The 23,844-nt window shown below is 27.9% G+C and carries 26 protein-coding genes; 4 read left to right on the forward strand and 22 right to left on the reverse strand.

The window, feature by feature from the left end; all coding sequences use genetic code 11:
• Positions 1–5: 5 nt before the first annotated feature.
• Positions 6–644, reverse strand: a complete 639-nt coding sequence (recX, locus tag ABUA17_RS09905; protein ID WP_349818013.1) for a recombination regulator RecX — start codon at positions 642–644, stop codon at positions 6–8.
• A 13-nt stretch (positions 645–657) separates the two neighbouring features.
• The gene (locus ABUA17_RS09910) at positions 658–1,899 is read right to left on the reverse strand and encodes a M16 family metallopeptidase (protein WP_154820691.1); all 1,242 of its coding nucleotides are present in this window, start codon (positions 1,897–1,899) and stop codon (positions 658–660) included.
• A 335-nt stretch (positions 1,900–2,234) separates the two neighbouring features.
• Here ABUA17_RS09910 and ABUA17_RS09915 point away from each other — a divergent pair, with 335 nt between their 5' ends.
• Both ABUA17_RS09915 and ABUA17_RS09920 read left to right on the forward strand, forming a co-directional pair.
• The gene (locus ABUA17_RS09915; protein ID WP_042401603.1) at positions 2,235–2,921 is read left to right on the forward strand and encodes a response regulator transcription factor; all 687 of its coding nucleotides are present in this window, start codon (positions 2,235–2,237) and stop codon (positions 2,919–2,921) included.
• On the forward strand, positions 2,911–4,425 hold the full coding sequence (locus tag ABUA17_RS09920; protein ID WP_042401606.1) for a HAMP domain-containing sensor histidine kinase: 1,515 nt from the start codon (positions 2,911–2,913) through the stop codon (positions 4,423–4,425). The genes ABUA17_RS09915 and ABUA17_RS09920 overlap by 11 nt, the downstream gene beginning before the upstream one ends.
• Before the next feature lie 145 nt (positions 4,426–4,570).
• Here the strand turns inward: ABUA17_RS09920 and ABUA17_RS09925 are convergent, their stop codons facing one another.
• The 3 genes from ABUA17_RS09925 to ABUA17_RS09935 form a co-directional block, all read right to left on the reverse strand.
• Positions 4,571–4,978: a hypothetical protein gene (locus ABUA17_RS09925; RefSeq protein ID WP_042401609.1), complete on the reverse strand. Its 408-nt coding sequence runs from the start codon at positions 4,976–4,978 to the stop codon at positions 4,571–4,573.
• Between the two features lie 31 nt (positions 4,979–5,009).
• Positions 5,010–5,753, reverse strand: coding sequence for an elongation factor P 5-aminopentanone reductase (ymfI, locus tag ABUA17_RS09930; protein WP_042401621.1), 744 nt, complete (start codon positions 5,751–5,753; stop codon positions 5,010–5,012).
• Positions 5,754–5,826: 73 nt separating this feature from the next.
• Positions 5,827–6,762, reverse strand: coding sequence for a metallophosphoesterase (locus ABUA17_RS09935; protein ID WP_042401611.1), 936 nt, complete (start codon positions 6,760–6,762; stop codon positions 5,827–5,829).
• 171 nt (positions 6,763–6,933) lie between these two features.
• Here ABUA17_RS09935 and ABUA17_RS09940 point away from each other — a divergent pair, with 171 nt between their 5' ends.
• Positions 6,934–8,100 carry an amidase domain-containing protein gene (locus ABUA17_RS09940; RefSeq protein ID WP_078061390.1) on the forward strand — a complete coding sequence of 389 codons (1,167 nt, stop codon included), beginning with the start codon at positions 6,934–6,936 and terminating at the stop codon, positions 8,098–8,100.
• 151 nt (positions 8,101–8,251) lie between these two features.
• Here the strand turns inward: ABUA17_RS09940 and ABUA17_RS09945 are convergent, their stop codons facing one another.
• Complete coding sequence (locus ABUA17_RS09945) at positions 8,252–10,351, reverse strand: sodium-translocating pyrophosphatase (protein ID WP_042401615.1); 2,100 nt, start codon at positions 10,349–10,351, stop codon at positions 8,252–8,254.
• A gap of 163 nt (positions 10,352–10,514) precedes the next feature.
• On the opposite strand from ABUA17_RS09945, the gene ABUA17_RS09950 reads away from it, so the two are divergent.
• Complete coding sequence (locus ABUA17_RS09950) at positions 10,515–10,670, forward strand: hypothetical protein (RefSeq protein ID WP_172684731.1); 156 nt, start codon at positions 10,515–10,517, stop codon at positions 10,668–10,670.
• Between the two features lie 64 nt (positions 10,671–10,734).
• Here the strand turns inward: ABUA17_RS09950 and ABUA17_RS09955 are convergent, their stop codons facing one another.
• The 16 genes from ABUA17_RS09955 to ABUA17_RS10030 all read right to left on the reverse strand — a co-directional run bounded on the left by ABUA17_RS09955 (position 10,735) and on the right by ABUA17_RS10030 (position 23,795).
• Positions 10,735–10,881, reverse strand: coding sequence for a hypothetical protein (locus ABUA17_RS09955; protein ID WP_172676171.1), 147 nt, complete (start codon positions 10,879–10,881; stop codon positions 10,735–10,737).
• A 46-nt stretch (positions 10,882–10,927) separates the two neighbouring features.
• Positions 10,928–11,077: a hypothetical protein gene (locus tag ABUA17_RS09960; protein ID WP_172676170.1), complete on the reverse strand. Its 150-nt coding sequence runs from the start codon at positions 11,075–11,077 to the stop codon at positions 10,928–10,930.
• A gap of 182 nt (positions 11,078–11,259) precedes the next feature.
• On the reverse strand, positions 11,260–13,239 hold the full coding sequence (locus tag ABUA17_RS09965) for a YgiQ family radical SAM protein (RefSeq protein ID WP_055277191.1): 1,980 nt from the start codon (positions 13,237–13,239) through the stop codon (positions 11,260–11,262).
• 187 nt (positions 13,240–13,426) lie between these two features.
• Entirely contained in the window at positions 13,427–14,065 is a 639-nt protein-coding gene (locus ABUA17_RS09970; protein WP_042394102.1) for a hypothetical protein, read from the reverse strand.
• Positions 14,066–14,232: 167 nt separating this feature from the next.
• The gene (locus tag ABUA17_RS09975; RefSeq protein WP_042394098.1) at positions 14,233–14,961 is read right to left on the reverse strand and encodes an N-acetylmuramoyl-L-alanine amidase; all 729 of its coding nucleotides are present in this window, start codon (positions 14,959–14,961) and stop codon (positions 14,233–14,235) included.
• Positions 14,962–15,038: 77 nt separating this feature from the next.
• Positions 15,039–15,551, reverse strand: coding sequence for an AmiS/UreI family transporter (locus ABUA17_RS09980; protein WP_042394083.1), 513 nt, complete (start codon positions 15,549–15,551; stop codon positions 15,039–15,041).
• A gap of 33 nt (positions 15,552–15,584) precedes the next feature.
• The gene (locus tag ABUA17_RS09985; RefSeq protein WP_042394080.1) at positions 15,585–16,787 is read right to left on the reverse strand and encodes an ammonium transporter; all 1,203 of its coding nucleotides are present in this window, start codon (positions 16,785–16,787) and stop codon (positions 15,585–15,587) included.
• A 51-nt stretch (positions 16,788–16,838) separates the two neighbouring features.
• On the reverse strand, positions 16,839–17,687 hold the full coding sequence (locus ABUA17_RS09990) for an urease accessory protein UreD (RefSeq protein WP_042394077.1): 849 nt from the start codon (positions 17,685–17,687) through the stop codon (positions 16,839–16,841).
• 1 nt (position 17,688) lies between these two features.
• Positions 17,689–18,300, reverse strand: a complete 612-nt coding sequence (ureG, locus tag ABUA17_RS09995) for an urease accessory protein UreG (protein ID WP_042394074.1) — start codon at positions 18,298–18,300, stop codon at positions 17,689–17,691.
• Between the two features lie 101 nt (positions 18,301–18,401).
• The gene (locus ABUA17_RS10000; protein WP_042394070.1) at positions 18,402–19,103 is read right to left on the reverse strand and encodes an urease accessory protein UreF; all 702 of its coding nucleotides are present in this window, start codon (positions 19,101–19,103) and stop codon (positions 18,402–18,404) included.
• Positions 19,093–19,557, reverse strand: coding sequence for an urease accessory protein UreE (locus ABUA17_RS10005; protein WP_042394066.1), 465 nt, complete (start codon positions 19,555–19,557; stop codon positions 19,093–19,095). The genes ABUA17_RS10000 and ABUA17_RS10005 overlap by 11 nt, the downstream gene beginning before the upstream one ends.
• An 18-nt stretch (positions 19,558–19,575) precedes the next feature.
• Entirely contained in the window at positions 19,576–21,291 is a 1,716-nt protein-coding gene (gene ureC / locus ABUA17_RS10010) for an urease subunit alpha (RefSeq protein ID WP_042394063.1), read from the reverse strand.
• Positions 21,291–21,626: an urease subunit beta gene (locus ABUA17_RS10015; protein ID WP_042394061.1), complete on the reverse strand. Its 336-nt coding sequence runs from the start codon at positions 21,624–21,626 to the stop codon at positions 21,291–21,293. Before ABUA17_RS10015 ends, ureC begins: the two co-directional genes overlap by 1 nt.
• Positions 21,627–21,639: 13 nt before the next feature.
• Positions 21,640–21,942: an urease subunit gamma gene (locus tag ABUA17_RS10020; protein WP_042394059.1), complete on the reverse strand. Its 303-nt coding sequence runs from the start codon at positions 21,940–21,942 to the stop codon at positions 21,640–21,642.
• A gap of 85 nt (positions 21,943–22,027) precedes the next feature.
• On the reverse strand, positions 22,028–22,732 hold the full coding sequence (locus tag ABUA17_RS10025) for a carbonic anhydrase (RefSeq protein ID WP_195951331.1): 705 nt from the start codon (positions 22,730–22,732) through the stop codon (positions 22,028–22,030).
• A 310-nt stretch (positions 22,733–23,042) separates the two neighbouring features.
• Positions 23,043–23,795, reverse strand: a complete 753-nt coding sequence (locus ABUA17_RS10030; RefSeq protein WP_042394055.1) for an exodeoxyribonuclease III — start codon at positions 23,793–23,795, stop codon at positions 23,043–23,045.
• Between the last annotated feature and the right edge of the window lie 49 nt (positions 23,796–23,844).

Consider the following 23,844-nt stretch of genomic DNA (forward strand, 5'->3'; position numbering starts at 1 on the left):
TCCTTTTATTCGAAATCTTCTGATTTAACTATAGATTTCACAACATCTTTAATTAAATCATAATCATACCCCTTCCCCATTAAAAATCTATATAATTTTTGCGTTAGTTTATAATTATCATTTTCTCTTTTACTAAATACTTTGTATTTTTTTAAAGCCATTTCATAAACAATAGCTTTAACCTCATCATTATTTATTTTTTCTAATTCACTTTCAATAATCTCTTCATCAATTCCTTTTTGAAGTAAAGAGTACTTAATTTTCTTTTTACCTATGTTTCTCGATTTATCTTTAACATACATAGTTGCATAATTATTATCATTTAATAAATTATATTCTTTCATAAAATTTATTGTACGATTAATTATATGGTCATCATAACCTTTTAATGCTAATTTTTGTGCTAATTCCTTTTCACTCTTATAAGTTCGTTCAATTGTTTTAAGCGCTGTATTTTTACATTTTATATAGTTATCTTCATCCGCTAACTTTTTTAAAGAATCAACATCAATTTTATCTTTAACCTTTATATTTTCTTTATATATCAATTCAGCACTAATTGAAAAAGCATACTCTTCATCAATATATATGTTTACTCGTTCCTTATTTCTTTTTCTTACTTCAATTTTTGTTATTATATTCATAATTATTACCACCTTATGATGATTTTAGTATATGAATTGTAGGATTATTTAAAACTTTATTTGCAACTTCATATATCTCATCTGCTGTAATACTATTTAGACTTTCCATATCTTCTAAAAATTCAAATATATCTTCACCTTCTAAGCTTTGACTCAAAATATAACTACATAATTCAACTGAATCCTCTAATGTTGAAATCACAGCTGTCTTATGAACCTTTTTCATTATATTTAAATCATTATTACCAATTACAATTTTTTTAGACTTAATATCCTTAAATATTTCTTCTATAGCTTTTGAAGCATCATTTATATCCTCTTCATCAACTGCAGTATAAACATATAATGTTTTTACATTTTTAGTAATGTCTAAATGTGAATATATATCATATGCTAAACCTCTGTTTTCTCTTACTTCCCTAAATAGTAAAGAGTTGGCACTTTCACCTAATCTGTGATTTAAAATTCGTAATGGAAGTTCACTTTTTTTATCTAAATCATAAAAAGTAAATAAATAAATTATTGTACTTAATTCAATATTTTCTTTAGTTGTTACTACCTTAATATCCTTATTCTTTTCATCTTTAACATCTAAACTTTTCACCTCTTTAGGTTGCCACTTTCCAAAATATTTTTCTATTTCCTTTATTGCATCATCATGCTCTCGTGATGATACCATTGTTATTAATGAATTGTTTGGCACATAATACTTTTTATAATAACTATAAAGCTGATCCCTAGTAAAGTTTTTTACATTTTCATCTAACCCAGCAACATCATACTTTAAAGCGCTATGTTCAAATGCAACTTCATTAATCCTTTTAAAACTAAAATCTTCAACACTATCTTTACTTGATCTTATTTCTGCTAAAATTACTCCTCTTTCTTTATCTACCTCTTCTTCTGGAAGTTTTGAATTAATAAGCATATCACTTAATAATTCAATACCATTTATAAACTCTTCCTCTAAACAACTAATTGAATATACTGTTTGAGAATAATCCGTATAAGCATTATATTCTCCACCTAAAGACTCTAATTCATCATTTAACCTTTGAAATGTTCTATTCTCAGTTCCTTTAAAAATCATATGTTCTATAAAATGTGAAATCCCTTTTTCCTCAAGAGTTTCATTTAAGGCACCAACTTTAATTCCTATGTTAATTGATGAGATTTGGGTATTCTTTTTTATAGTAATGACTTCTAATCCATTTTTAAGAATATGCTTTTTTACATCAAAATTTAATTTAATCACCTTCTACCTTCCCCCATCTAAAATACTTTTTTCCTAGAATTATAATATAATATGTTTGCTACTTAATATCAACAATTAAGTGAAATTCAATATTTTATATTTTGCTAATTCAACTTAAATTTTACTAATTTAAGTCTAAGATTTAGATTAGTAAAATTTATACAAAATACACTATTCTATTTAAATAATTTAAGTCTTTTTTTAATAGTTTATCTGTTCTAATTCTCTTAATATATACTTATTTAATTTATTTTTATATAAATTAACTTATTAGTTTATAATTGTACAATTATGTTTTATAATTTAGTTAATAAATATTTTTTAAAGGAGGCATTATGAGTAAAACTATACTAATAATAGAAGATGAATTAAAAATAAGATTTTTATTAAGGGATTACTTGAAGGCAGAAGGATTTAATGTATTAGAAGCTTCTGATGGTGATGAAGGAATATTTATATTTAAAAATAACAAAGTCGATTTAATCCTATTAGATATAATGATGCCTAAGATTGATGGTATTACAGTTTTAGAAACAATTAGAACAGTTTCTAATCTTCCAATTATATTATTAACTGCAAAAGGTCAGGAGGAAGATAAACTTTTTGGTTATGAAATGGGTGCTGATGATTATGTTACTAAACCATTTTCCCCTAAAATCTTAATAGCTAAAATCAAAGCTTTATTAAAAAGAACAACTAATAATGATGATGATTTCAACCCAACTCAAAATTATAATGGATTAACTATTAATAAGTTAGCACATGAAGTTAAAATAAATGGCGTTGCTCTTACATTATCACCAAAAGAATTTGAACTTTTGCTTTATTTATCTGATAATTTAGGAATTGCATTAAGCAGGGACACTATACTAGACAATGTTTGGGGAATCGATTATTATGGTGATTTAAGGACTGTTGACACAAATATAAAAAGATTACGTGAAAAATTGGGTTCAAAAGCTAACTATATTGTTACAGTAAGAGGAAGTGGGTATAAATTTGAAGTTCCAAATGAAGAATAGTATTTCTAAAAGAATTACATTAATAACCTTTGGTTTAATATCAATTGTATTTTGTTTAACTTTTTTATTTCAAAATATATTTTTTGAAGACTTTTATCTTTCTAAAAAAACAGAATCATTAATTTTAGATGCTAAAAGAATAAAATCATTATATTCTTATCAAAATTTTGATGCTACAACCCTAAGTTCTGCATTAAAAAATTATGAAGAAAAAAATAATTCAAGAATTGCAATTATATCATTAAATGACGGTTCATTAAAATATTTATCATATTTTGATAATAAAAACTTCGATGATATGAAATCTTTAACTAATTTTTATTCAGATCTATTATCAAATCATGATTTAATTGAAGATGTTTTAATCAATGATAAAGTGCAAAGTGTAATTTTTACGAATCAAGGTAGTGACTACAAAAAAATAGGAATTGTTGCGCCAATTTCAATTCAAAGTGAAAATGATTCACTACTTATTTCAGTATCTTCTATACAACCAATCAAAGAAGCTTCAAGTGTTATACGTAGTTTCTATTTTTATTTATTAATTGGATTTTTAATATTAGCTATATTTTTGTCTAGAATTTATTCTAAATTAATTAGTAAACCACTTATTGATTTAAATAAAGCAGCAAAAAAAATGTCTAATTTAGATTTTGACACAAAGTGTGCAGTTACATCTGATGATGAAATTGGTAATCTTGCAAATACACTAAACTTTTTATCATCTAACTTAGAAAATGCTCTTCAAACGCTCCAAGAAAAAAATGCTCAATTAGAAAAAGATATTGAAAAAGAGCGTAATCTTGAAAATATGAGAAAAGATTTCGTATCAAGTGTAAGCCATGATTTAAGAACTCCACTAGGCATTATATGTGGATATGCTGAAGGCTTAAGAGATGGTATAGCTTCTGGAAAAGATGCCGTTGCATATTTAGATACTATTATAGACGAAGCAAATAAAATGAATTTATTAATAACCAATATGCTTGATTTATCTAAATTAGAATCTGAAACAATAGCCTTACATTTAGAGTCATTTAATATAGTTAGATTACTACAAGGAATGGTAAAAAAATTCTCATTAGACTTTCAGAATAAAGGATTAAACATAAAATTTAATTTACCTTCATATGCCTATGTTGAAGGTGATATAATGACATTAGAACGTGTTGTGCAAAATCTTTTATCAAATACTATTAAATATACACCTAGAAATAATGATATTATCATTACCGTTAAGGAAGATGATTTTGATTATTTAATTTCAATAGAAAATAAAGGGATTACTATACCTGATAATGAATTAGAGAATATATTTGCAAAATTCTACAGATTAGATAAATCTGGTGATAGATCTAAAAATAGCTATGGTCTAGGATTAGCAACAGTAGAAAGAATTTTATCCCTTCATAAAAGTAAATATTCTATAAGTAATACTAAAGATGGTGTTATTTTTAAATTCACATTAAAAAAGCAAGATTTAGCCATTGACGAATTCGAATAATTTTTTTATACAGATTAATTATTACTAACTTAAATATAACTAAATATTATTTAAAATTAAAAGTGACAAGTTGCAAGCTCAAAAATAAAATTCCTTTACACTGAATTTATTTTCTAACTTGTAACTTATCACTTATCCCTTAATACTAAACATACACTCTTTCAATTTTTTTGAAGATAATTTCCTTCTTTATTTCTAAAGTATCTTTATTTATTTCAATTTTAAAAATATTAGGACATCCTTCTTCTCTCCATTTTTTCATATACTTTGCATTAGCTTCTAAAATATAAAAATACTTTTCATCAAAGTCATCTGAAAATTCTAAAAATGATAACTTACTATATCTATCAAGTTTTATATTTTCTTTATCTATATTATTCATTATTGGAACAAAATATTTTAATGGTATTTCATATTTATATGTACCTGAAATTTCTTTTCCTTCAATTAATGCTCTTTTTAAAAATCTTTCTTCCTTATCATTTAACTTTTTAAATCCAAGCTTAAAGATTGGTTCATTTAATCTATTTTTCTCTATTTTAACTTTGATCATTGACATCACCAACTTCACTTTCCTTAGTTTATTATAAAAATCCGCCGTCAATCCTTATTATTTGTCCAGTTAAATATGAGGTATTATTTTGGCATAAAAATAATACAGTATTAGCAACTTCATCAACAGTACCAAATCTACCAATTGGAATATCATTTATTAATTCTTCTTTTTCATCAGCTTCTAAAAAACTATTCATTTCAGTATCAATAACTCCAGGCGCTATTGCATTTACTCTTATTCCAAAAGAAGCGACCTCTTTTGCCAAAGCTTTAGTAAATAAATTTAATCCACCTTTTGTAGTTGAATATACAACTTCACAAGAAGCTCCACTCTCTCCCCATATTGAAGAGATATTAATTATATTACCACTACCTTTAGAAGTCATAAATGGTAATATAGCCTGAGTTAAATACATTGGAGCTAATAAATTAACATTCATTAATTGCTCTATAGTTTCTTTTTTAAAATCCATAAATAATCCAATTTCTGATTTAGCTGCATTATTTATTAATATATCTATTTTCCCAAAGCTCTCTATAACTTCATTTATCAAATTAATACAATTATTATAATCTGAAATATCTCTTTTTATAATTTTTGCATATCCACCATTATCTATTATTTCTTTTAATGTATTATTAGCTCCTAAATCATCTTTTGAATAATTTATAATAACACTTGCGCCATTTAAAGCTAACTTTTTTGCAATAGCACTCCCTATTCCTCTTGATGCTCCAGTAACAAGTGCTACTTTTCCCGTTAAACTGCTCATTATAGTCTCCTCTCTAGTTTTAATTATATTATAATTTAATTCTTTCTTTATATCAAAAATTATTATAATAAATCTAACTTTTTCTTTTTCTAATTCTTTCTTCCTTTGCATAATTTAAATATTCTGCTATCTTAGTTGGACCTGCAATGTTTTTTCTTGTAACCCAAAGAGAACCAGCATCCTGAGCATCGATAATCCATTTAACTAATTTAATTTCTCCTTTTTCTATCTCAATCGTCGTTATTGCATATGGATAAACACAACATCCATCATTGAAATATGGTGGTTCATAAAGCCCAGGAAATCTTGTATTATGAGTATGTCCACATAAAAGCATAGTGCAGTTATCCCTTGCCCAATCTTGAAGTTTTATATCTATTCTGCTTCTTTGAGTTTTACTTTTTGCTGATCTTGTAGGATCTTTAAATCCAGCTATTCCATTTAAAAATTTCCATATATATCGTACTAAAAATTCATTTATTCTCCAAGCTTCATTATTCCAAAAATCAAGTTGATGCCCATGCACAACTAAAAATTTTTCTCCTAATGGCTTATACATTAAATTCATTCCTGGATAAAATGTTACGTTTTTAATAAATTTAATAAATTCCTCACCATAATCTGCTCCAATTTTTTTTAGTGCGTTTTCTTCCTTATATTTAAAATTTCTACATCTTTTAATAATATCATGATTTCCTACTATGCAGTAAATATTATTCTTTTTATTGAATTTATTTAATATTTTAAAGATATCATCATAGAAAAAAGAAATCTCATTAAAATTTTTATTTTTCCATAATTCATCTCCATCTCCAACTTCTATATAAATATAATCATTTTTTAAATAATATTTCAATGCTGTTATATATATATTTCTATTTGGCAAAAAAGAATCCGAATATGTCCCATCACCTCTATGAACATCCGAAATAAATACTATTTTACTATCATCATCGAAATCTAATGTAAATCCATTCTCATATATATTTTCTAATTCCTTTACTGACATACTATCCTCATTTTAATTGTTTCTAATATATTATGAATTATAAATATTAATTGATAACCTATTAATAATTTATATATAAAAATTGTATTAATAGCACAAACTATATCTAATGTAATTTATACATTTACTAAAGAATAAAAGAAACTTAATTCATAAGGAGTAATGATTATTATGAAACTATATCTTTACAACAAAACATATTTTTATAAGATACTTTCATTTATATTAATTATATGTAATCTAGGCTCTGTAACTGCTTCAGCTTATGTATCATTAGACAAATGTGATTTATCTAAAAACAATTCAAGTATAACTCAAAATACGGATGATAAAAATCATGAATTAATAGAAAAATTTCAACCTGTTATTGAAAATATATTTTTAAATAGAAATTCTGCAATTCTAACTGGAGATAGTGAAGGACTAAAATTATTTTATGACTTAGATAAAAGAGTTGGAAAATGGACTTATGAAAAAGAAGTTACTAAAACTCAATACTTTACTAATTGGTGTGAAAAACAATGCGTTTCCTTCACAAGGATAAATTCCATAATAAAAGTATGTAACGTAAAAGAACTAGAAAAGGATGTTTACAATGTTGTATGCTACGCATGTACAACTTTTTGTTACAGCTATAAAGATCAACCTACTGTAGAAAATTTATTTAAACTTGGTACATGTCATTATATTAACTTAAAAGATAATGGTGACAGATATATTATAATTAAAGAATGGTATACTGATCCACTAGCTGATTCTTTAGATTTAGAAAATCTTAATTGTGATGATATTAAAGCAGCTATTTTAAATCATACAAAACCTGATTATACACCAGATGAAAGAACTCAAAAAGCAATAGATTATGCTCATGAATACTGTGGAATTAGTGATAACGAAGAACATTTATTTAAATATAATAAAGATTACAAAAATTTTAATCCTGATGGTGGTGACTGTGCAAACTTTGCTTCTCAAATTATGTACGAAGGCGGTGGCTTTAAGAAAAATAGTACTTGGTCTTATTGTAATAAATCTGCTACAAAAGCCTGGGTCAATGCACAAGCTTTTAAAAACTATCTAATAAATAGTGGTCGTGGTTCTTATATTGCCAAAGGTAACTATTGTGAAACTTACAAAGCAGCTTTTAATTTACGTCCTGGTGACATTGTCGCCTATGAGAAAAAAGGAAGAATAACTCATGTTTCTACAGTAACAGGATTAGACTCAAAAGGTTATCCTTTAGTAACATGTCATAATACTGATAGAATGCTTGTACCATATGATTTAGGTTGGAGTAATAGTAATATTAAGTTCCACTTAATTGATGTACACTATTAGCTATCTTTATATAGTTAAGAGTTAATAGTTTTGAGTTAATAGTTGAGGTTGAAACTCCTTAAAGGAGTTTCTTAATTATATGTTTTTTAAATTCATCTAAGCTGAATTTATCCCTTAACTATTAACTCTTAACTCTTAATTATTAACTACTTTAAAATATGTGGAATGATAATACAACCATGCCAAATACAATTGATACTATTGACATTAACTTAATTAATATATTTAAAGCTGGACCTGAAGTGTCTTTAAATGGATCTCCTACTGTATCACCAACAACAGCTCCTTTATGACATTCTGAACCTTTACCACCATAATTTCCTGCTTCAATATGTTTCTTTGCATTATCCCATGCTCCACCAGAATTAGACATCATTACAGCTAATACAAATCCACATATAGTTGCTCCTGCTAATAATCCAGCAACACCATTAGGCCCTAAAATGAAACCTACTATTAATGGAGTTGCTATTGCTATTACTGCAATAACTATTAGTTCCTTTTGAGATGATTTTGTACAAATATCTACACATGATGCATAATCAGGTTCTGCTTTACCATCCATTAAACCTTTAATTTCCTTAAATTGTCTTCTTACTTCAACAACAATTTTACTAGCTGCTCTTCCCACAGCACTCATAGTACAAGAAGAAAATGCAAATGTAACCATTGCTCCAATAAATGCACCTATTAAAACTTGTGGATTTAAAACTGATAAATCAAATTCGAATGCTATATTATTATTTGTAGCTAAAACTTCTATAGAATTTTTATAAGATGCTATAAAAGCTAAAGCAGTTAATGCAGCTGATCCAATAGCAAAGCCTTTTCCCGTTGCTGCTGTAGTATTTCCTAATGAATCCAAAGCATCTGTCCTATCTCTTACTTCTGAAGGTAATCCAGCCATTTCAGCAATTCCTCCAGCATTATCTGCAACTGGACCATAAGCATCTGTAGCTAATGTTATACCAAGTGTAGATAACATACCAACTGCTGATATAGCTATTCCAAATAACCCCATATTAAAATTATTAAATCCACCTGAAGAAACAAAACTTATTAAAATTGAACAAGCAATTATTATTACAGGTGCAGCTGTAGATTTCATTCCCACTGATAAACCAGTAATAATAACTGTAGCAGCACCAGTTTCTGAAGATTTTGCAATACTCTTTGTTGGATTATAATTATCACTAGTATAATATTCTGTAAAAAATCCTATTAATAATCCTGCAACTAATCCACAAAGAATTGAAATATAAATACCTATATGTCCTTTTCCTAATACATTAGATACAACAAAGTAAGATGCAATTGCAATAACTATTGCTGAAAAATAGGTACCTCTCCTTAATGCGCTTAATAATGCTTTTTGAGAAACATCCTCTTTAGATTTTACAAAAAAACTTCCAAGTATAGATGCCATTACTCCAATAGAAGCTATTACTATTGGTATTACAGCTCCATTTACTGACAATCCTGCTGCAACTGCTAAAGCACAAGATGATAATATAGAACCAACATATGATTCATAAAGATCAGCTCCCATCCCAGCAACATCACCAACATTATCACCAACATTATCAGCTATAACAGCTGGATTTCTTGGATCGTCCTCTGGTATTCCTATTTCAACTTTACCAACAAGATCAGCTCCTACATCTGCTGCTTTAGTAAATATACCTCCACCTACTCTTGCAAACAAAGCCATAGATGAAGCTCCCATACTAAATGTTAACATTGTTGTTGTTATCATTGTAATTCTTTCATTTAAAGGCATTGCGCTATAATAACAATTTAATATACCAAACCAAATACTAAAATCAGCTAATGCTAAACCAACTACAACAAGTCCCATTACCGAACCACTTGAAAATGCAACTCTTAATCCGCTATTTAAGCTCTTAGTACAAGCATTTGCTGTTCTACTATTTGCACTAGTAGCAATTTTCATGCCTAAATATCCACTTAGACCTGAGAATATACCACCTGTTAGGAATGCAAATGGCATAAAGATACTAACAAAATTGAACCTTGATAAAATAAATAAAATGATAAACATGATTACGAAAAATATAGCAACACCTTTATATTGTCGTTTTAAAAAAGCATTTGCCCCTTTTCTGATACTACTTGCAATATACTTCATCCTATCAGTTCCCTCATCCACCTTAAAGATTGTATAAGTATAATATGCAGCAAAGAGTAATGCTAATGTCGCTCCTACAGGTGCAAAAACTATTAATTTCATAATCCTCTCCCCCTTAATAATATTAATATTATTCATCTACATTTCTATATATAGTTTTTACTTTTCATAATAGAACTTTTAACAATTAATATTTTGAAAAATTTTAGGCATATATAATTTTAAAATTTAATATAATCTAACATAATGAAAGGAGCGATAAAAAATGAGTAAACAAAAACGTGGAAAATATATTAAAACATTACCAAACTGGCGTGGTACATGTCCAATTTGCGGAAGAAAAAGAGTAAAATTAGTATGGACAAAGAAAGATGAAAATGGAAAAACTATAAATGTATGCAAGCACTGTTCTCTAACATAGATATTATATATTTAAAGAGGTTGTATTAAATTCTACAACCTCTTTTTAAATATATTTATTATATTTAAAAGCCTTTTTTCTTTGCTTCTATACCACTTTCATTAAGAGCAGGTTCTTCAATTGTTGTAACATATTTATTTTTAGGATTATTATTTTGTGTTTTATTCCCATTTTTTAGATAATTTTCTTTAGTATATTCTCTCTTATTCATTTTAACTCCTTACTTTTTCAATAAAATTTTATACTTTTTATATAAATTAGAATTTTGGATCTATCTCTTCTCTTTGAATATGTTTTAAATCCTTTAATCTTAAATGTGTTGTTTCCATTATTTTATTCCAAGGTTCACCATCAATGATCATTTTTTTTGCTACATCTCTACTTAATAGTGTATCTAATTTTTTCATTTTAAAAACCTCCTTATCTTTTGATACTATTATTTTATGGCTTTTTAAAAAACTTATTCGAGTTATAAATTTCATATTATTAACGCTTTAATGAATTTTAGAATAATTATCCAAATTTAATATTTTTAATTAAAAAGAAAACAGCATAGCAAATAATATTTACTACACTGTTTTCTTTTTAGCTATCTACGACCTTTTTTATTTTTAGAATTTCTATTATCTCTTCCTTGACGTGAAGAACTATCTTTTCCTCTTCTTGAAGAATTCTTATCATTTGGTCTACCATTCCTACTTGAAGATGATTTATGTTTTCCTTTACTTTTTGATTTTGGTCTAACTAATCCATGAGCTTCCTTATATCTTTGCTCTTTAGATTTAATTAAACATTTTGGACCATTTCCAATTAAATCCTCTCTTCCAGCCTTCATTAGAGCATCATATACTAAGTTATAATTCTTAGGATTGCTAAATTGTAATAATGCTCTTTGCATAGCTTTTTCTTCTTTTGTCTTTGGAACATAAACTGGCTTTAATGTTATTGGATCTAATCCTGTATAAAAAATTGCAGTTGATAGAGTTCCTGGTGTTGGATAGAAATCCTGTACTTGTTCTGGTTGATACTTAATATCTCTTAAATATTCAGCAAGTTCAATAGCTTCCTTTAATGTACTTCCTGGATGACTTGACATTAAGTATGGAATAATATATTGTTTCTTTCCAGCCTTTTCTGTTAATTTAAAGAATTTTTGTCTAAACTCTTCATAAGTTTTTCCAGCAGGTTTACCCATATATTTTAACACTTGTTCAGATACATGCTCAGGTGCAACTTTTAACTGTCCGCTTACATGATGTTCAACTAATTCTTTAAAGAATGTATCGTCTTTATCAGCCATCACGTAATCATATCTAATACCTGAACGTACAAATACTTTTTTTATCTTAGGTAAACTTCTTACGCTTCTAAGTACATCAACAAATTCTTTATGATCCACTTCCATATTTTTGCATACACCTGGACTTAAACATTGCTTAGCCTTACATGCACCTATTGTTAATTGATGATTACAGGCCGGCTTTCTAAAGTTTGCAGTAGGTCCTCCCACATCATGAATATATCCCTTAAAGTCTTTCATTTCAGTCATTTCTTTAGCTTCTTTAACTATAGATTCTTTACTTCTACTTTGAACTGCTCTCCCTTGGTGGAAAGTAATCGCACAAAATGAACAATTTCCAAAGCATCCTCTAGAACCTACTATACTAAATTTAACTTCTTCTAATGCTGGAATTCCTCCCATTGGCTCATAAATAGGATGATATTCTTTTGTAAATGGTAAATCATATACAGCATCTAATTCTTCTCTATTTAAAATAACCTCTGGTTTATTTACTACAAGATATTTATCACCTTGATCTTGTACTATAGTTCTTCCTCTTATAGGATCTTGCTCTTGATATGTAATTTTAAAAGCTTCACAATATTTAAGTTTATTAGTTGAAACTTCCTTATATGATGGAATTACAATATGTTCTTCGTAAACTTCTTCTAGACTATCAACTAAATAACATGTTCCTGGTACATGTCTAATATATTTAGCTTCAAAACCTTCATTTAAGTAATGAGCAACTTCAACTATTTGCTTTTCACTCATACCATATATTAATAAGTCTGCGCCACTATCAGTTAAAATCGATTTTCTAACTTTATCAGCCCAGTAATCATAATGAGCAAATCTTCTTAAACTAGCTTCAACTCCACCAATACAAATATTTATATGTTTATACGCCTCTCTTATTTTATTACAATATACTATAGTCGCTCTATCAGGTCTCAATCCCATCTTTCCGCCTGGAGAATATAAATCTTTTTCTCTTACTCTTTTACTAACAGTATAATGGTTAACCATTGAGTCCATATTACCTGCATTAACTAAGAATGCTAATCTAGGTCGACCAAGCTTCATAAAATCTTCTGTACTATGCCAATCAGGTTGAGCAATTATACCAACCTTATAACCAGCATGTTCTAATACTCTTGAAATTACAGCTGTGCCAAAACTATGGTGATCCACATAAGCATCACCAGTTACGATAATAAAATCACATTGTTCCCAGCCTCTTTCATTCATATCCTCTCTACTAATAGGTAAAAATTTATTATTCATTTAATCACATCTTTCATTTTAATAAATATATATTTAATATTTAATATTTTTAATTTATCCATCTATTAATATAGCATCCTTTTGTATTATTGTTAATACTTCATAATAAATTACCATAATATTTATTAAAAGAAAAGAGTGTATAAAAAAATTTATACACTCTTTAAACATATAACACTAGCTTATCTTAAAACAATAATGTATTACTTAAATATGTTCCTAGCCTTTTTAACATAAATGGATTTTTATCAATACCATCAAATAATGCAATTATTTGATTTTTATTTAAATCCATATGACTTTCAAGTTCCTCTAACATATTATCCTCTTCATACTCTTTAACTAGATCCCTACCTATTTCCTTTACATTTTCAAAAAACTCTACTTTAGAAAATATTCCAATATCTCCATGCCTTCTTTTATTAGTTGTATTTAAAAATTTTTTTAATTTTTCAATAGTAAAATTTTTTTTCAAATCCTCTATAAAATCATAATCTTTTTTAATATCTGCTATTAATTCAAATTTATCAATATTTTCAGAATCCTGCATCAATTCAATAGTATCATAATAATCTAATGCATCTAAAAATATAGTATCTTCCTCTTTACCAAATACTTTGGTAATATATGTTGATGGTATTAATACATATTTAATGAAAGAAATTAATTCTTGTATGCATTTAAATGAATACCAGTTACAAAAGTAATCTCTACTATAGGAATTTACTAATGAAACTTTTAAAACATAAGCATCTGGTTTAAACTCCATATTTTCTTGATTTATCAAATAATTTTGCCAATAATAAATTAAATCATATTTTTTCAAGATTACCCCTCCCTAATACCATAGCTTATTAAATTAGCTTGTACATTAATGTTTTTGAATCAAAAACTTTTAATATATTAATCATTATGATTTATGTCTTTATTTTATCCATAATTTATATTTTTATTACAATTTATCAGTTAGCCTATAGCCCATCCCCCTAAAGCTTAATTATTCTTATATTCATCTATTGCATTTGAAACACACTCCATTAATTTCATTTGATATAATTTATCCGCTAACATTTTATCCTCATTATAATTACTCATAAATCCCATTTCTAATATAACTACAGGAACTGTAGACCAATTAAATCCAGTAATATCGCTTCTTTCAAAAATTCCATTTACTTTTATATTACTTTCTTGCAATTTATTCTTTAAAATTTGTGCATACCTATTACTATCTTCAAAAATTCCATTTGTATATTTTCCATCTTTATCTGGAACTAAAATTACCGTACCTGTTTTTCCTCCATCATTTATGCTATCACAATGTATTCTTATTGTAATATCAGCTTTTGCATTATTTGCAATTTGTGCCCTTTCTGCATTGCTAATATTAACATCAGCTTTTTCCCTTGTCATAACAACTGTATAACCTTTTTGTAACAATAATTCCTTTAATATTAATGAAGCTTCTAAATTAATAACATGTTCAGGATTTTTTGTTGCTACTCCAGCAGTTCCTGAAGAAACTCTTGGCTTAGTATTACTTGAATTTGGAGCAACTGGTTCTCCTCTTGAATCACCCTTTCCTTGATGACCTGGATCTATACAAACTATGAAGTCATCTTCATTCTTTTTTATATTTGTATAAGCTTGCACTGAATTTATTAAAACTAAATTTATAAATAAAAACATTACAATAAACACTGATACTACTCTTTTAATCATTTTTTTCTCCTTTGTTTCATTAAAAATCAAAAGGCTAATACATAATTGTAGTTAGCCCTCTATTTTTATTAGACTTTTTATCTAGGATACATATTTATTAATAATAAAAATCCTGGAATCCATGCAGTTACAATACCATCAAATATTGATAAATATCCTACAAATTTTCCTAAGTCTTTCTTCAAAACTAACTCTATAAATCCAGTTAGCCATAATAAGCCCCATAATAACCAAATAAATACCCAATAAATATTACCCACAGTAAAATCTATAAATTTTAAAGTATTAGCATCAATAAATGCAAGTGGTATTGTATTTATTGCTACAAATAAACAATACCACCCATATAATCTTCCATCTAAATTAAATATGCTTCTTGCTGCAATATATAAATATGTAAATCCAAATAATAATCCTGTTCCAGCTGCAAAATAATTACCTTGTATAACTGCTACAATATTTAAAATAAATGATAGCATACCAGTAAATACATTGAATACAGCACTTGATTTAGCATCTACATTACAAAGCCTTCCTACTCCATTTAAAATAAGGACTACTCCTACGTAAATTAACACTACTCCTAACATAGTATTCCTCCTTTATTTTTTATTTATCTTCCTTTATTCATTCTTAGCTTCATAATTCTCTTTAAAGAACTCTTGATCTAATCCTTTTAATTGAACTTCTTCACTTACCTTTATTGTTTTAATCATATCTAAAACTTTAAATATTATAAATGTAACTAAAACAGAATATACTACAATTATTCCTGCTCCAAGAAGTTGAATTAAAAATTGATGTAATCCTGCACTTATTCCATTTACTCTAGGATCTGCAAATACTCCAATTAATAGTGTGCCTAATAATCCTCCTACGCCATGAACGCCCCAAACATCAAGTGCATCATCCCACATTTTTCTTTCGAACTCAACTGAAAAGAAACATACAATTGCACCTAAAGCTCCAATAATTATAGCACTTAAAGGAGTTACATACCCAGAAGCTGGTGTTATAGTGGCAAGCCCTGCAACAGCTCCAATTATTGATTCTAAGAAAGATGCTCTTTTAGAAATTAATGCATGTAAAATAAGCCATACTATCATTCCTGTTGCTGAAGCAACTCCTGTATTTGTAAATACAATAGCTGCTATATCTGCAGCTGCTACGGTACCACCTGCATTAAATCCATACCATCCAAATAGCAATAATGCTGCACCTATTGCTACCAATCCTAAATTAAATGGTCCCTTTTCATTTTTAACTTTTCTTTCACCTAATACATAAATCCCACCTAAACAACCAAAACCAGATGTTATATGTATAACTGCTCCTCCAGCAAAATCTACAAATCCTAATTTGCTTAAGAAACCACCTCCCCAAACCCAATGAGCTACAGGGAAATATATTAAAATCATCCAAATAATTAATATTTTAATCCATCCACTAACTGTTAATCTATTGGCAAATGCACCTATCATTAATGGTGCAGTAATAATTGCAAACATCATTTGATACATAAAGAAAAGTATAAATGGTATCGTTTCACTATACCTTAAGTCTATTTTAAACGTTATATTATTAAAGGCGAAAAATTGCAAAGGATTTCCTATAACTCCTCCAATATCATCCCCGAAGACAAGACTAAATCCTCCAAATATCCATAACAAAGCAACAATGCCAATTGCAATAAAAACTTGAAACATAATAGTTAAAGCATTTTTTCTCTCTACTAACCCACCATAAAAAAATGCTAATCCCGGCGTCATAATTAAAACAAGTGTTGTAGCCAATATCATAAAAGCAACATCACCATGAATGATCATAGAATCACTTCCTTAAATTTTCATTTGTTTAAACTTTAAATATAATTCCTATTAGTTTTTTCTAACAACTAAATCCTTAGAATCTAAAAATCTATTTCTTACATAATTATGACAACATCCTATTGTCTGTTCTATATGTTGAGTTAAATTTCCTAATACTCTAAGAACAAATCCATTAATCTCTAGTTTTGATATACCAAAATCTATAGGTAAATTTAATTTTGTAAGTTTCTCTCTTAAATCACTTATAACAGAATCATTAATTTCCTTATTAATAACAAGTAATGTTCCAAAATTTGAATACTCTTCAAAAAATCCTAATCTTGTTACATCATTTTCACGTGGATTAACAACTAAATTATCTAATAAAACAAGTTTGTTATTTACATAGATATTACTTTTTAATTGAACACCACTATAACTAAACTTATCTCCATCGGGAGACCATCCTGCAGTAATACCATCACTATAAATTAAAGTTGAACTTTCATCTAAATAAATATTATTTACCTGTTTATATATAGCATCTTTATATAAAATAACGCTATCTGTTATATATTCTAAAATGCTATTTACCCCTAAACTTATTTCTGTTTCTTGTTCAGTTTTAATTTTATTTATACATTTATAAACTTTTGTGGAAGCTTGAGTTGTTATTATTGCTCTAGCCTCATCTTTTAGTTTAAAAACATTCTTATATTTTTCTCCCTCAATATAGCCACCGCCAAGCTGTAAAAGATAAAATGTCGGTATATTTTCTCTATTCATTTTAATACTTCGAGATACTTTTACTAATCCTTCATAGTATTTTTTAGTTGCAACTGTTACACCATCTTTTTTTTCTAAAACCAACTCTATAAAACCTGAATATTCACTTTTATTCTTTGCTTCTTTAAACATATTATGCAATTCCTTCTAATAGGCAGTTTTTCTTTATCCAACTAATGACACTTTGTATTCCTTCATCAGTCTTAAGATTTGTAAAAATGAAACTATTTTCATCTCTAAAAGCTAATGTATCTTTTCTCATTATATCTAAATTAGCTCCAACGTATGGTGCTAAATCAATCTTATTTATTATAAATAAGTCGCTCTTAATCATACCTTGCCCTGCTTTTCTTGGTATCTTTTCCCCTTGAGCAACATCAATTATATAAATTGAAAAATCAACTAAATCAGGACTAAATGTAGCAGCTAAATTATCTCCACCACTTTCTAGAAAAATAATATCCAAATCATTAAATCTATTTTTTAACTCTTCAAGTGCTTCAAAGTTCATAGAAGCATCCTCTCTTATTGCAGTATGAGGACAACCTCCTGTTTCAACTCCAATAACCCTATCTTCAGTCAAAACAGAATTCTTAACCATAAATTTAGCATCTTCTTTTGTATATATATCATTTGTTATAACTGCACAGCTATATTCATTATTCATAGCTCTTGTTAATCTTTCTATTAATAATGTCTTACCACTACCAACAGGCCCTCCTACTCCTATAACTACAGGTTTCATATAATCAACACCCTTTCTAAAAAAAATTAGTAATATTTAGAATTGTGAGTATTTTTACTCACAATTCTAATAATTAAGAGTTATACTTTATATCGTAATCTTTAAGACATAAACAATCTAAATTCCATAATTTCATGCTTAATTTGGGATAATTCTAATCCTGGACTGTTAGCACCTAAATAATCATAATCTAAATTAGTAATAATATTATATAAATCTTCAAATTTTTCACTAAACTCTTTTAATAATATTTGACCATCCTTTTGTCCTAGAGGAATAGTTCTAACTGCATTACTAACCAGAGTAGATACTGTACTATACATATGATAAATTATAGCCTCTTTCACATTAAATCCTAGAGAATACATTAACATTCCAAATACTATTGCCGGATGCCCATAAACTTCTTTCTTTTTAATCTTTTCACTATACTCATTTAACAAATTAAAATCATATAAATCCATAAAAAGCTTTAACATTCTACTTGCGACTAATTTACTACCATTTCTACTTTCAATTGCAACACTCTGTACTGTAATACTATTATCTAAGTTCCAAATACTTTCTAAATCATCATTTTCTAAATTTTCGTATAAGATTCTTATAGCTAAACCATCACAATATATGAATTGCTCATTTAAAAATACCTTTAACCATTCTCTAAAAGTTTTAGTATCATAAACTTTTTTTAATCTTAAATAAGTTTCCATACCATAAGAATGATTAAATGATCCAATAGGAAAATTTGAATCGCATATTTGAATGACTTTTAATACATCCGAAATACTATTATTAATTGGCATGTGTATGAGTGTGCCCAAATTCTACGTGCCTAAATGCTTTCTTTAATTTTAAATTTTCTCTAGTATAATTAATGTTATCTCTTTTTAATTCACCTTCTACAAGTGAATCATATTGAATAATCATTTTTCCATCTTCAAATTGAGCTTGTAAATGCCTATTTCCAAGAGTATGTGCTATAACTCCCATTTGAGTTATATTATCAGGCTTAATTACTAATACATCATCACCTTTAATTTTTATAGTTATAATATTTTTCCCATCACGATAAAGTATATCTCCATCTTTTAACTCTGTATTTTCTTCTAATGCTATTCCATATTCATGATTATGATCAGAATTTACTCTTAAAATTCTTTTTACTGCTTCATCACTACTTATATAAATTTTTTCTAAATGTATATTTTCTAAATTATCTAATTCATTAATATTTCCTAATATTTTGTTAAAAATCATATAACCTACTCCTTTATATTAGAATAAGAAATATCTTTGAGCTAATGGTAATTCACTTGCAGGTTCACAAGTTATTAATTCACCATCAACAGTAACATCATAAGTTTGTGGATCTACCCTGATTTCTGGAGTAGCATCGTTAAGTTTCATATCTTTCTTAGTTAAATTTCTTATTCCTTCTACCGGCAATACCATCTTTTGTAATCCTAATTCTTCTTTAATTCCATGTTCATAAGCATATTTAGAAACAAAGGTAATACAAGTTGCACCTTTAGCTTTTCCAAATGCACCATAACAATCCCTATAAATAACTGGTTGGCATGTTGGAATAGATGCATTAGCATCCCCAATAATACCTCTCATAGCCATTCCACCTTTTATTATTAAATGTGGTTTTACTCCAAAGTAAGGTGGTTCCCAAAGCACTAAATCAGCTATCTTGCCAACTTCTACAGAACCAATATATTTAGACATTCCTTGTGCAATTGCTGGATTAATTGTGTATTTAGCAATATATCTTTTAACTCTATTATTATCGTTATATTCACTATCATTTTCTAAAGGTCCTCTTTGCACCTTCATCTTTGAAGCTGTTTGCCAAGTTCTTGTTACAACTTCTCCTATTCTTCCCATTGCTAATGTATCAGAACTCATGATACTAAAAATCCCCATATCTTGAAATACATCTTCAGCAGCTATTGTTTGATGTCTAATTCTTGAATCCGCAAAAGCTATATCTTCAGGAACTTTTGCATCTAAATGGTGGCAAACCATAAGCATATCTAAATGTTCTGCTATTGTATTAACAGTATATGGTTTTGTTGGGTTTGTAGATGCTGGTAATATATTTATTTGAGATGCGACCTTCATTAAATCTGGTGCGTGACCGCCTCCTGCTCCTTCTGTATGATATGTATGAATTACTCTTCCAGCAATAGCTTGAATTGTATGTTCTACAAATCCACCTTCATTTAAAGTATCACTATGTAATGCGACTTGTATATCATACTTTTCAGCAGTTTCTAAAGCATAATTAATTGCTGATCTTGTAGCTCCCCAATCTTCATGAACTTTAAGTCCAATTGCCCCTGCTTCTATTTGTTCAGCATTAACATCAATATTAGCTCCACTACCTTTTCCAAGCAAACCAACATTTACAGGCCAGCCCTCTGCTGATTGTAGCATTTTCTTTATATTCCAAGGTCCTGGAGTTGATGTAACTGCATTTGTACCATCTATAGGTCCAGTACCACCACCAACCAACGTAGTTATTCCATTTTCTAATGCTACTTCAGCACATCCTGGATGAATATAGTGTACATGAGTATCTATTCCTCCAGCAGTTAATATTCTTCCCTCTCCTGCTAATGCTTCAGTCCCAACCCCTACTATAAAGTCAACGTTATCCATTGTATCAGGATTTCCACCTTTACCAATAGCAAGAATTTTACCATCTTTAATTCCTACATCAGCCTTATAAATTCCTGTGTAGTCAACAATTGTTGCTCCTGTTATTATTAAATCTGCTAATTGTGGATTTTTACTAGTTTGTGTGGCATTTTGCCCCATACCATCTCTAAGTGTCTTCCCACCACCAAATTTGCATTCATTACCATATCCAGTATAATCTTTTTCAATTTTTATAAAAAGATCTGTATCTCCAAGTCTTATACTATCTCCTTCTGTAGGACCAAACAATTCTGCATATCTATGTCTATCTATATCAAAACTCATTACTTTTCACCGCTCCCTTTTGACATTCCATCTAAAAATCCATCACACATATTTCTAATACCATAAACTCTTCTATATCCACCTATATCAATCAAATTTATTTCCTTTTTATCTCCAGGTTCAAATCTCACTGCTGTTCCTGATGGAATATCTAACCTTTTTCCCCAAGCAGCTTTTCTATCAAAATCTAAAGCATCATTTACTTCATAAAAATGATAATGTGAACCTATTTGTACTGGTCTATCTCCAGTATTTACAACTTGTATTTTAATAGCTTCCTTACCTTCATTGTATTTAATATTACCTTCTTGTACTTTTATTTCACCTGGTACCATTTTTCATCCTCCTTTATTGGATTGGTTCATGTACTGTTACTAATTTTGTTCCATCTGGAAAAGTACATTCCACTTGAACAGTGTGAATCATTTCTGGAACACCTTCCATAACATCATCTCTAGATAATATTTTTGTTCCATAATCCATTAAATATTCAACTGTCTTTCCTTCTCTAGCCCCTTCTAGCATTTCATCTGTTATAATTGCCATAGCTTCGGGATAATTTAATTTTAACCCTTTGCTTTTTCTTTTAAGAGCAACATCTGCTGCAACAGCAATCATTAATTTTTCTTGTTCTCTAATTGTTAAATGCAAAATAAATTCCTCCTTGTTTTTATATAATAAATTTACTTTATTATAAATTTACTTTATTATATATTTTCCCCATTTCTTCATACTATTATTCATTAAAATTAACAACTCCATCTAAATTATAGTATGCTCCTACAACCTTAATTTTCCCTTGTTGTATAAGTGTTTTTATTGCTTCATCTTCTGAAATTTCTTGTACAACCCTATCTATATTTGTATGAATTGCATCATCAACTGTACCTTCTTTATTGATACTAGGAGTAATTTTTTCAACAAAAGACTCCATATTTCCAGTAACTTTTTCACCTTTAATAACCTCATTATATGTAGCTGTTACTGCTCCACAACTTTCATGCCCCATTACAACAACTAATGGAGTACTTAAATGCTCTACTGCATATTTAATTGAACCTAATGCCTCATCGTCAACTACATTTCCAGCAAGTCTTACATCAAAAATTTCTCCTAATCCAGCATTGAAGATGGTAGTTGGAGTAACTCTAGAATCTGAACACGATACAATAACTGCATAGGGATTTTGACCATCTTTTAATTCATTTCTTCTTTCTGAACTAATATTTCTTAATATAGATGTATCGCTAGAAAATCTAATATTCCCATCCTTCAACATTTGTAATGCCTCATCAGCTGATGAAGTTGTCGTATCGACTACTACAATTTCACTTTTATTTTCACTTGCACTATTATCTACTGTATTATTAGTTGTATTATCTCCACATCCAACTAAAATAAATGAACTAATAATTAAAGCTGCTATCAAATTCTTCTTCATATTCTTAACTCTCCTTAATAAATTTATATAATATAAATAGCAATATATTTAGTTGAATACTATGACTATAATATCAGCCAAATTTCAATAACATATTCATAAATTTTTACTTTTAATAGTAGTAAATTTAAAAATATAAAAGCTTTCCTATAAATATTACTTGCAACATTTATAGGAAAGCCTACTTAATTTTTTATTTATATACCTGGTACCAGAAAGCTTCAAATTAAAGATTTTATTGACAAAATTATTTATGACATAAAAGAAAAATGGTTGTAAGTAAATTAAAAAAATTTAACTTACAACCACTTTATTTTATAATTAACTCTACTGGGCAATGATCTGAGCCTAAAATTTCTGTATGTATCTTAGCACTTTCTAATCTATCCTTTAATGATTCTGATGTTATAAAATAATCAATTCTCCATCCAGCATTATTTTTTCTAGCATTAAATCTATATGACCACCATGAATAAATTCCTTTAGTATCTGGATAAAAATATCTAAACGTATCTATAAAACCAGCATTCAATAACTCCGTAAATTTTTCTCTTTCTTCATCAGTAAAACCAGCATTTTTTCTATTTGTTGTAGGATTTTTTAAATCTATTTCTTTATGAGCAACATTTAAATCACCACAAACTATTACAGGCTTAGTTTTTTCAAGATTCTTTAAATAATTTTTAAAATCTTCTTCCCATTTCATTCTGTAATCAAGTCTAGCTAAACCATTTTGAGAATTAGGAGTATAAACTGTTATCATATAAAAGTCTTCAAATTCTAAGGTTATTACTCTACCTTCTCTATCATGCTCTTCTATCCCTAATCCATAATATACTGAAATAGGTTCTTTTTTTGTAAATATAGCTGTTCCACTATATCCTTTTTTTTCTGCATAATTCCAGTATTGATGATATCCTTCAAGTTCTAAATTTATTTGCCCTTCTTGAAGTTTACTTTCTTGAATACAAAATATATCTGCATCTACTTCATTAAAGAAATCCAAAAACCCTTTTTGAACGCATGCTCTAATTCCATTTACATTCCATGATATTAATTTCATCTCTTCCTCCTATGCTTTTTCCATAAAAAATGTATCAAAATATCAATGA

It is taken from the genome of Clostridium sp. RTP31139st1_H3_RTP31139_211217, assembly GCF_040227035.1.
Lineage (GTDB): Bacteria > Bacillota > Clostridia > Clostridiales > Clostridiaceae > Clostridium > Clostridium saudiense.